The following is a 10,287-nucleotide window of genomic DNA, read 5'->3' on the forward strand; positions in this document are numbered from 1 at the left end:
GGCGCGGGCGCGGCCGAAGCCGTAGCCGTAGCCGTAGCCAACGCACGCGACTGCGGCTGGCCATCGACGCGCTGCTCCAGGCCATCCATGCGACCATTGAGCTGCTGCTGCACGGCGTGCAACTGGCCACCGTTGACCGCCTCGCGACTGCCGGCCGCGATCAGCCCGTTGGCCACGTTGGAGATGACCATGCCGTTGGCGCCGGCCAGAGTGAGCTGGGCGGTGCCGTCGCTGCGGGTGGAGGGGGTGTCCTGGAGGACCGAGCGGAGTTGGGTTTCGACGCGGTCCATGCGGGTGCCGGTGGTGATTACGGCGGAGTCCAGCGTGGTAAGTGCGTCGTTGACAGTGCTCTGGTGCTGGCCCTGGATGTTGAATCCGGGGGTGGTGACGTTGCCGTTGGCGTCGATGTTGCCGCCGAGGGCGGACAGGGCGCCGCGGAGCTGGCCGATGGTGGCTGCGTCGTTGGCGTTGCGGCCGTTGGCTACGCCCGTGAGACGGCGCTTCAGCCAGTCATTGCCGAAGGACACAGTGTCTGCATCATCGGCGATAGATTGATAGCCGATGGCAACCGAATTGCTGGCATTAGAACGGACCTCACTCCCTGCACCGAGAGCGATGCCCCCTCTAGCAGCCACTTGGGTCCTGCCACCCACAGCGAAGCCATCTTCTGCTTGCTCATGGACGTAGGACGCGCGCCCCAATGCCACCGAATTTTTTCCTTGGGCCGTTGCCCATGCACCTACAGCCACGCCGCCTTCTGAATGCAATGATGCCTTTGCGTTCTTGCCAATCGCCAACCCAGCTGGGCCTGCTTGAGCTGGATACTGCCAATCCTCAGGGATCCAGCCAAATGCGAAGTTGTTGCCCATTTCTTCAATGGAGCTCAGTCGTAGGTTCGTGCTGTAAAGCTGGCTCCCACGCACCACATCCGAACTATCCGCGGAGAGGCGCGCATCGGCGACACCGGTCAGGCGTGCGCCGCCGAAATCGATGAGGTTTCCATCGCTAATCTCAGTCAGAAGATTCTTCTGATCCGAGATCCAATCGCGCTGCATTGCATCAAGGTCGCGTCTGTTGCGCTCGATCTTCTGCTCCGTGGCATGCAGCTGATTGCCAGTCACTGCATCACGGCTGCCTGCAGCAATGCGTCCATCGGCCAGATTCGAAAGAACCATGCCTTGCGCACCGGCCAGATTCAGCTGACCAACTCCATCCACCCCGGTCGAGGATGATTGCTGGAACGTCGCACGCAGCTGACCTTCGAGGCCATCCACGCGACTGTCTGACCGGACCACCGCCCCATCGAGTGCAGCCAAAGCGTCTCCGACATTGTTCTGTGTACTGCCCTGTACGCTATAGGTCGGGGAGATGAAGTATCCATTCCCATCCAGACCTGCTCCACCACCCAAGCCTGATACGGATTCGGCAAGCTGGCTTATGGTCACGGCGTCGGAATCGCGGATGCCTCTACCGACATTGACAAGCCGACGCTGAAGATCGTCATGACCGAATGAAACGGTAAACTCTTCCGACGCCAAGGAGCGGCTACCAATAGCCACGCTGTCAAGCGCGCCAGACTGCACGCGGCTTTCTGCACCAACTGCAAGCCCCCCTTCAGCCTCGACCAATGACCTGACTCCCAGTGCGAAGCCCGCGGTTGCACCGTCACGAACCGACGCAGCTCGCCCTATTGCGACAGAATTGGTACCACCCGCAACGGCATAGCCGCCAACCGCGACTCCTCCTTCACCAGAGATGGACGCCGATGCAGAATCTCCGATGGCTACAGAGAATCTTCCCGCCGACGCCTGCTCCTGATCGCCACCAGCACCTACAGCAATGAACCTTCCGACCCCTTCCAGGGCCGAGATCTTCTGGTTCGTAGCAAACAACTGCCCGCCATTCACTGCATCCGTGCTGGTCGCAGAACTGATATCACCCGCTGCCACACCAGATACGCGGGCGCCCTCCATATCCACCTGGCGACGATCAGCACTGAACTTCACCACACCCTCCAGATCCGGATCGTAGTTGTCGAACTCCGTACGCAGAGTATCCAGCTCGATCCGGTTGTCAGCGATACGTCCGTCGTGATCCGTCAACTGCTGCGCATGACCAGCCAAAGCCAGTCGCTGCTTCTCCACCGAGGCGTTGGTTGCAAACAGCTGCTGCCCGGTCACTGCATCCGTGCTGCCCGCACTCAGCGTGCCGTTGGCGATGTTGTAGATACGGCGCTTGGCCCCGGCTTTGTTGGCAACATCCACGATTGTGCCGGTGTTCTGCGCACCCAGACGCAGGTTGCCGCCTGCCGACGCCTGACCAATCAGGCCGTCGAGTACCGCCATGCGCGTGTTGGTGGCATGCAACTGCTTGCCGGTAACAACGTCGGTGCTGGACGCATCCAGCGATCCTTCCTTTACACCGGAAATGCTGCGCACCGCGTTGGACTTGTTGCGGACATCCAGGACCGTGCCGGTGTTCTCGCCGCCCAGGCGCACGTCGCCACTGGCCGTCTCCTGGCGCACCAGTCCGCTGACCTCCGTCGCGCGGGTCAGCGCGGTGGTGGCTGTGGACTGCGCCGCCGTAGCCGCGGTCTTTGCCGCATCAGCCACGCTCCGGGCACTGGTCACAGCGACGTTGGTGGCATTCAGCTGCTTGCCGGTAACGGCCTCGGCGCTGGTGGAGCTCAATGCCGCATCGGCAACATTGACGATCTTCCGCTTGAGGCTGTTGCTACCCACGGAAACCTGGTTGGCGGCCGTTGTCTGCGCGCCATTGCCCAGGGCGACGGACCCGCTGTGCTGGGCCACCGAACGATCCCCCAGCGCGAGCGCGCTGCTGGCGGTGGCCTTGGCAAGGTTGCCAAGAGAGGTTGCGTAGGACGCGCTGGACTGGGCCCCGCGGCCAATGGCAGTGGACTGGCTGCCCGCTGCGGCGCTCTGGTAGCCCATCGCGGTGGCGTGCGTGACATTCGCCGCCGCCTCGTTGCCGACAGCTACCGCTCGATCTCCCAATGCGCTGGCCTGCAGCCCCGCTGCCACTGCGCCATTGCCGCTCCGGCTGCGCGCGCCCAGCGATACGCCGGCATTCAGACTGGTGCCCTTGTTGCCGCTCGCATCCACGCCCGCGCGGGCATCGTAGCCCAGTGCCACGCTCTGCCCGTTGTACGCTTTGGCGTTATACCCCAGTGCGGTACTGATGCCATATGCCGCCGACTCGGCCGTTGCCCCCTCGCCCAGCGCAAGTGCTTTGGCCGTAAGCTTGGCTGTGGCGGCGCTGACATTCTGATTGGTGGCATACAGCTGCTTGCCCGTGACGGCATCGGTACTGCTGGCATTCAATCGTGCGTCATTTACGTTGACGATGCGGCGCCTTGTGCTGCTGTTGCCCACCGAAACACTGTTGACTTCTGTGGCCTCCGACCCTCGCCCCAGCGCGACAGTGCCACTGGCAGTCGTCTTTGCCGCATGACCAATGGCCACGCCATCATAGTCAGCGCGCGCCTCTCCGCCCAGGGCAATCGCGCCGGTCCAGCCACCTCTACCGGCGTACGCGTTGCCGCCGATGGCGATCCTGGCGTTGCCCGCGCCATTGTTTGTATTGGATCCACTGCCGATCGCAATGGAATTTTCCGTGTAGGCCTTGGCGTTGTTGCCAAGTGCGGTGGCACCCACACCACGGGACACCGCCATGGCACCTACCGCCGTCCCGTATCCGCCATTGATGTCGACGCCATGCCCCAGCGCCACGTTGTTGTCGCCCACCGCAAGGATGCGATTGCCGTACGCCACAGAGCGGTTTCCGCTCAGAAAAGAGGTCGAACCAAGAATCAGCAGATGATCACCGGACAGGGTGGAATCCCTATAGCCCGAATCCGTAACCCATGCCGCCTGCCTGATCACGAGCTGCGCTCGCTCCGATGGCTCAATGGAATGAACCCCGAATACAGACGCCATTGCGTTCCCAAGCCACTGCCGCTTCCACTGCTCGGCTTCATTGTCCACCGTTCCCTCTTCCTGCACCGCACCTTCCAGCGTTGCCGCGCAGGCCAGCACTGGCATCGACACCATCAGAACCGCGCCGAGCACACTGAGTTTCGAGGGTGATTTTTTACCGCGCGCGGTCGCCAGATCACTGGCAACAACCCAGCAGTTGCGGGTAACGGACCAGAGGCGGCGGTAGATCTTGTTCATGGTATGTCCTTGACAGGGAAGGCGAAGAAAGCCACCGCGGTCCAGTAATCCCAGTGGCAGGAAGGATTCAGAGCGCGAGCGTCTGCACGTGCTCGCGATAGCCATCGCGGGTGAGCCGATAGCGCAACTGCAGCGTATGGCCCGCCTGCACCGGGAAAGGCAGTTCCACGCTGTTGCCCGGGTACAGGCTTCGGGACAGATCGTGCGCCGTGCAGCGCGCACCCACGCAGTCGGCAATGCTGGTGATACCGACGCGCACCGTTCCCGTATTGCGCAGCCGGTTGCCTTCCACACGCACTGCCATTTCGGGCTGCGCCGGCAACACATTCACCAGTGCCCCCCACACCAGGCTGACGCCCACGTTGGCCTGCGCACGCTCGCCCTCGCCCGCCAGTTCGACGGTATCCGGGCCACGCACCCCTTCGAAGTACACGCGGTATGCCGTTTCCTTCTCTACGGGCTGCAGCGGGATCACCCGGATCAGGCGATTGCCACCGCCGGCCAAGGCAAACTTGCCAGGCGTAACGGCAATGGCTGCCTCGCTGGATTCCACATCAACTTCTCGCTCGTCTGGGCCTGCCGGGTCGACAATGCGCTTGATGGATGCCTGCACATACTGCGGTTGCGTGGACTGCGAATAGATGCGTATCTGCGCGGCCTTCTTCGAATCCACCGACGTTCGCATGGGGTGTACGGTAAGGTTGGCGTGGGCTGGCATCGCCAGCAGCAGCGACAGAGGAAGCAGGCAGCGGATGAGAGGTTTCATCGGAGTCTCCATGGGGATCAGGGCGTGACAGTGGGAACACGCAGTTCCACGTTGAGATCACCGCTGTAGTAGCCGGGGCGCTTGCTGCTGACCGGCACGCGCGGGGTGTCCAGCGTCAGGGGCGTGGGCACGCAGAACACCGGCTGGGTCATGCCGGGCAGCAGCACCAGCCGCAGCTTTGCGGTGTCGATGCCATGCAGCAGCTGCTCCACGCCGTTGCGCATGGGCAGCAAGCTGCCGTTGTGATCGAGGGCGATGGTGTAATCCAGACGCTGCGTGTCATCGCTGCCACCATCGGCGTGCCAGACCGAGTAGCCGGAGGACCCCGGAGGACGTGGCCCGCTGTCGCGCACGGTGACGCCCAGGTACTGGCTCTGCGAGCCCAGCCCGTCATAGAGGCACATATCCAGCTGCGCGCGTCCGCCGACCGTCTGCCTGATCGGGTCGTACTGCAGGTTCAGGCCAACGTGCGGGGTGGCCTGGTCGAAGAGCGGGAAGTAAATAGAGACTGCGTTGTAGTCGGTGATGGTGAAGTCGAACTTGAACGAGTAGGTCGCGAGCTGCTGATGCGGAGGTTTCCTTAACGCAAGTACCAGACGTGCCGTCCATCGACCCGCAACCAACTTCTCCAATTCGGATGGCGGTATGCGAATTTCGGCGCCAGTTCCTGCAGGCATCAGGAAGTTGCACTCTGGAGCACTTGAAGACCACAGCGGCCTGGGTGTCGTGGCCCAGTAGTCCGACTCACATGCGGGAGTTGCTGCAATGCGAAACAGGTCGCCACGCGCTTCTACATCAATCTCCATTCCACTCCGCTGCTCAGTGAAGCGAAGCGGAATCGCACTACTCTTCCCTGAGGGCAGTTCCCCCGTATCTGACTCCGGGCATCTTCCTGAAGACGAGTTAGAGTTTGAGGAGCAAGTCATGTATAGCTGCCCATATGACAGAGTCAGTGCCCTCTCGTAGGCTAGGAGCGTCCGCCGCGGCAGCAGTTCGATGTCGCCCGGTATCGATGAGCGGTCCCAGGCCATGCTGATGTCCTGACTGATATCAATCGGATCTTGATCAGGTGGCCGCTGCGCCATCGCCCGCGGCGCCAACACCACCAGCGCACACACCACCACCATCACCCACCACACCCGGCGGCTCACTGCGCACCTCCTGCGGCCGCGGTCTGCGGCGTGGCGGCAATCAACGCCTGCTCCTGCAACAGCCGCGTCACTCGCGCCTGATGGCGGATGTCAGCCGGCAGCTGCGCCACGGCCAGCGGTTCGCACTGCACGGCACCCACCAGCATCACCACGCTGCGGCGCTCGCGCACCTGCAGCGGGCAGTGCAGCAGCCGGTCGTCCTGCAGCAGGTACAGGGTCTTTTCACGTCGTGGGAAGTCGGCCACGAAGCCTCCGTTGCTGCCGGTACCGGGCACCGGCGCGTTGAGAATGCGGGCACCGCGCAGCGGTGCACCGGCGATGTCCTGGGCGTTGCCGATGAACGTGTAGGTCACTTCAATCGGCACCGGCATGCGCACCAACCGCCCAGGCGAGAGGAACAGCGGGCGCGCGCCGCCCACACCGCTCACCCGCACGGCCGCAATGCTGTCCAGTGCGCTGGCGTCCTGCACTTCGGCGCGATGCGATTGGTAGGCGGACACCGGCAGCAGGCGGCGTTCGCCCAGCTTCAGCCGCTGCCGGCGCAGTCCGCCCACCTGCAGTTCGGCGGCCACGCCAGTCAGGTCCAGGTCGTCAGTGCCATCCACCTGCACGGCCAGCCCGGCATCGGCCCCCACACCAGCCCCCCAATAGAAGCCCTGCGAACCGATGGCCAGGCCGGAGCTGTGGGTAGCGCTGTACGCCACCTCGTTGCCGCTCTGTCGCTGGTAATGGGAGACGGTGGCGCCGGTCTGCCCGAAGCGGTTCTGCAGCTGGGCGCTTACGGTAGCCCCGTAACGCTGATTGTTGTCGCCGCGCACTTCACCTGAAACCTCACGGAACTGGTCTTCGTGCTCCTGGCGCAGGGTCTGCCCGGCGCTGTAGTTGACGGTGGGCCGCGCATGCTGCGGCTGGCGGACATCCACGCCATAGCGCCGCTGCGAACTGCCGTCGTCGCCGCGCTGCACGCGGTTGAGGCTGACGTTGAGATAGATGCCACGGTCACGGCCATCGCGCGGGCTGCCGCCACTGGTCTGCTGCCACACGCCGATGCGGCTGGAGACACTGAACTCGCCCCAGCGCTGGCTGCGGCTGTAGCTGGCCTGCCAGGTACGGCTGAGCTGCGGCACGCGCGTGGGCTGTGGAATCCACGGCGGCAGCAACGGGTCGAGGCCGGCCAGCGGATCATCCCCCAGCCCCGGCTGCACGGTGCCTGCGCGCCAGGTCTGGCGTCGGGTATAGGCCACGTAGGCGTTGCCGCCGGCCACCGGCAGCGCCATCGAGGCGCTGAGCGAATCAGCACAACCGAGCCGGTCGCGCGCATCGTCCTCGAACTGGCAGGCGCGGCCACGCATGCGCTGGTGGTACACATTCCACGAGGCGCGGCGACGATACGAAAGCTGATGCTGCTGGCCCCGGCTGCCATCGCTGCCGTGCATGCCACTGAAGGTGGCGCGTACTTCCTGGGTGGCGAACACGTGGCGCAGGTCCAGTCGCAGTTCGCCATAGCTGAAGCCGCCGAGGTCGGCGACACCGGCCGTCACTGCCACGTTGCGCGATACCGGCACGCGCAGCCCGGCCATCGCTGCCAGCTCGTCGTCGAAACGGTCGCTGCGGCGCTCGTTACGGCGGCCGCCCTGCATGAACCACTGCACGCTGCTGTCGGTCCAGTGACCGCCCTTGTCGAACGGCGCGTCCTCGCTGCGCACCAGCACGCCGTCTTCATGGATGCGCAGGGTGACGGTGTAGTTGCCCAGCGGAAACCGGCGCGTATCGAGCTGGTTGATGCCGGCCTGCAGGTAGAAGGTCTGCAGCAGGCGCTCACCGTCGAACGCATCCACCCGCGCGTCGCGCGCCAGCAGCACGGTGAGCGGCGTGGCCTGCACGGCGGCGGCGGAATCCACGTAGGCCTGGGTAGTGCCCACGCGCAGGCCCTGGAAGCGATCCATCGGCAGCATGCTGAAGCTGAAGGTGCCGCCCTGCGGGCTGCTCAGGTTGCGGCGGTCCATGCGCCCGGCCTGCAGGTAGTGCTGCTGCCCCAGGTCATGGCGGTAGTAGGCGTTGTCCAGCTGGAAATCACGGTTGGCGCGGCCGCCGCGGTAGTGCTGCTGGCTGAAGGTCCAGTCGGCGGCCAGGTGCCCGCGCTGGAACACGCCCAGCGCGCCCATGCCCTGCGCGGCCAGCGACTGGTAGCCCTGGCCGCCGCTGACATTGAACGTGTGCTGGTGCAGGAAGGCGTTTTCGGCAGTGGCGCTGACCTGGTGGTAGCGCTCGGCGGCCGGTTCGCCGGGAATCCATTGGCGGGCGACGAACAGGCGCACAGCGCCCTCGCCTTCGTCATACAGCGCGCGCACGGCGGTGGGTTCCTCGGGGGGATCGATGTAGCCGCAACCGGCACTGGCACCGCCGTAACGGCAGGCCAGATGGCTGTTGCGCGGCAGCGGCTGCGACAGCGCGGGCAACAACGCGGCCTGTGCCTCGGCGGGCAGCTGCAATGCCTGCAGCGCCTCGGCCGGGGCTTCCAGCTGCACGTGTTCCAGGGTCACGCGTACCGGCACCAGACCGGTCGAGCGACCGAACAGGCGCACCTCGAGTTGTTCGGTGTGGCCTTCGACCAGATCCTCGAAACCGGCGGGAACGCCGCGCGCCGCGACCAGCGGCGTGGCCAAGGACAGGGCGAGCGCGACCGCCAGCCGGGTGACGGCGGGTGCGGGAGATTTCATGGGGGTGTTACCGGAAGCGGCCGGCCCGGCAAGCGGGCCGGCGCGGGCGCCTTACGGGCTGGTGGTCTTCTGCTGCATGGCGATGGTAACGATGCCTTCGTAGGTACCGCCCTTGGGAATCGGCGCCTGGTTGGTCTGCGCGATGCGCAGCGGCATCGGAATCGAGGCACCATCAAGTGCACCATCAAACAGATCGGAGGCGGCAAAGTCCTGGGCGGCCACGGTCAGCGCCTTGCCGTTGAGGCTGACGGTGAGCGGCACCGGCGCGCCGCTGCCGTCGGTGTTGAGCAGCTGCGGGGTGCTGCCCACGCGCACTTCGATGTCCTTGTCTTCATCGTTGGAATAGATGCGTACCTGCTGGGTCCAGGGCACCAGGCCGGTGACCGGGTTGTGGGCCAGGGTCACCAGCGAATCCAGTGCAGTGCCATCGGCCTTGAGCAGGGCCAGGGTCGGGTCAACGGTTGCCCAGACCTTGATGTCGGCATCGAAGGCGTTCGCGGACAGGGATACGGTGGCCAGCGCTGCAGCCAGCGCGGCCTTCTTCAGGATCGTGTTCATGGCGTCTCTCTCGGACATGGAGGTGGGGCTTCCGATGGAAGCGTCGCCGTCATAGGGAAGTGGCGACAGGGAAAATGGTAGAAACCCTACCCGCCCGAGACCATTCAACGATTCCTATTTTTCGAATGCTCGATATGAATTTTTGAACTGGATCAAGAATCCGGATGAATGCAACTCGTCGTAGTCCGAAATTCAACTTCTTTCATTGCAGAGATCACCTGTAAGTAGATCCACGCCATGCGTGGATGCGCTTTGCGAACGCGCCACAGCCAGAAACGCATCAGGCCGCCTTTCGGCGGCCTGATGGACGGAACCCGACAACGGAAATCCGTCAGAAGAAGATCGCGTACAGAATCAACAGCGGAATCGGTACGCCCAGCAGCCAGAGCAGAATCATTTTCATGTCAGGTCTCCTTGTTCAGAGGTCGCGGCGACGGCCGCCCCAGGTGGCGCTGAGACTGGCAAAGAACGCGCCGATCAGCAGGGTAATGAACAGCCACAATGCGGCATGCGCGGCCGCCTTGCGGGCATCGTCGGCCGCCTGTCTGGCAGTGGTCTTGGCGTTTTCCAGCGACGCACGCATGCGGGTCTGCACATCGGTCACGCGCGCCTGCGCCTCGGCCTGGCTCATGCCGGTCTCGCGGGCGACCAGGCTGGCCAGATACTGGGTATCAGCCTGGTCCAGCCCGTTGCCCTGCAGGCTGTTGACGATGATCCGGTTTACCTCTGCGCGCACGTCGCGACGGTCACCCATTGGACCATTGCCCGGCATCGGGCGCGGCGGCGGCGGCGTGGTCGTGCCCAGCGGTCCGTTGCCCGGGGCGACACCCGGTACGGGCGGTGCGGGCGGTGCGGCGGCAGCATCCGGGCCAGGCGCAGTGGCAGTGCGGAACATCGAG

The 10,287-nt window shown here is 64.5% G+C and carries 5 protein-coding genes and 1 pseudogene; all 6 read right to left on the bottom strand.

Translation table 11 applies throughout. The annotated features are described in order from the left end of the window. A partial coding sequence (locus tag ACQKDV_RS15825; RefSeq protein ID WP_427784977.1) for an ESPR-type extended signal peptide-containing protein occupies positions 1–4,193 on the bottom strand: 4,193 nt, incomplete at its 3' end. Between the two features lie 67 nt (positions 4,194–4,260). Continuing rightward, the gene (locus ACQKDV_RS15830) at positions 4,261–4,959 is read right to left on the bottom strand and encodes a pilus assembly protein (RefSeq protein WP_427784979.1); all 699 of its coding nucleotides are present in this window, start codon (positions 4,957–4,959) and stop codon (positions 4,261–4,263) included. A 17-nt stretch (positions 4,960–4,976) separates the two neighbouring features. Continuing rightward, entirely contained in the window at positions 4,977–6,110 is a 1,134-nt protein-coding gene (locus ACQKDV_RS15835; protein WP_427784981.1) for a CfaE/CblD family pilus tip adhesin, read from the bottom strand. Further along, positions 6,107–8,830 carry a TcfC E-set like domain-containing protein gene (locus tag ACQKDV_RS15840; protein WP_427784982.1) on the bottom strand — a complete coding sequence of 908 codons (2,724 nt, stop codon included), beginning with the start codon at positions 8,828–8,830 and terminating at the stop codon, positions 6,107–6,109. Before ACQKDV_RS15840 ends, ACQKDV_RS15835 begins: the two co-directional genes overlap by 4 nt. 51 nt (positions 8,831–8,881) lie before the next feature. Then, positions 8,882–9,388, bottom strand: a complete 507-nt coding sequence (locus tag ACQKDV_RS15845) for a CS1 type fimbrial major subunit (protein WP_427784983.1) — start codon at positions 9,386–9,388, stop codon at positions 8,882–8,884. 418 nt (positions 9,389–9,806) lie between these two features. Next, positions 9,807–10,287 (bottom strand): annotated as a pseudogene (locus tag ACQKDV_RS15850) (hypothetical protein); the annotation flags it as partial.

The sequence above is a fragment of the Stenotrophomonas sp. NPDC077659 genome, assembly GCF_050268705.1.
Taxonomy (GTDB): Bacteria; Pseudomonadota; Gammaproteobacteria; order Xanthomonadales; family Xanthomonadaceae; genus Stenotrophomonas.

Excerpts from the sequence above, each read along its gene's own strand:
- ACQKDV_RS15830 (WP_427784979.1), bottom strand. The coding sequence starts at position 4,959 with ATGAAACCTCTCATCCGCTGCCTGCTTCCTCTGTCGCTGCTGCTGGCG.
- ACQKDV_RS15840 (WP_427784982.1), bottom strand. The coding sequence starts at position 8,830 with ATGAAATCTCCCGCACCCGCCGTCACCCGGCTGGCGGTCGCGCTCGCC.
- ACQKDV_RS15845 (WP_427784983.1), bottom strand. The coding sequence starts at position 9,388 with ATGAACACGATCCTGAAGAAGGCCGCGCTGGCTGCAGCGCTGGCCACC.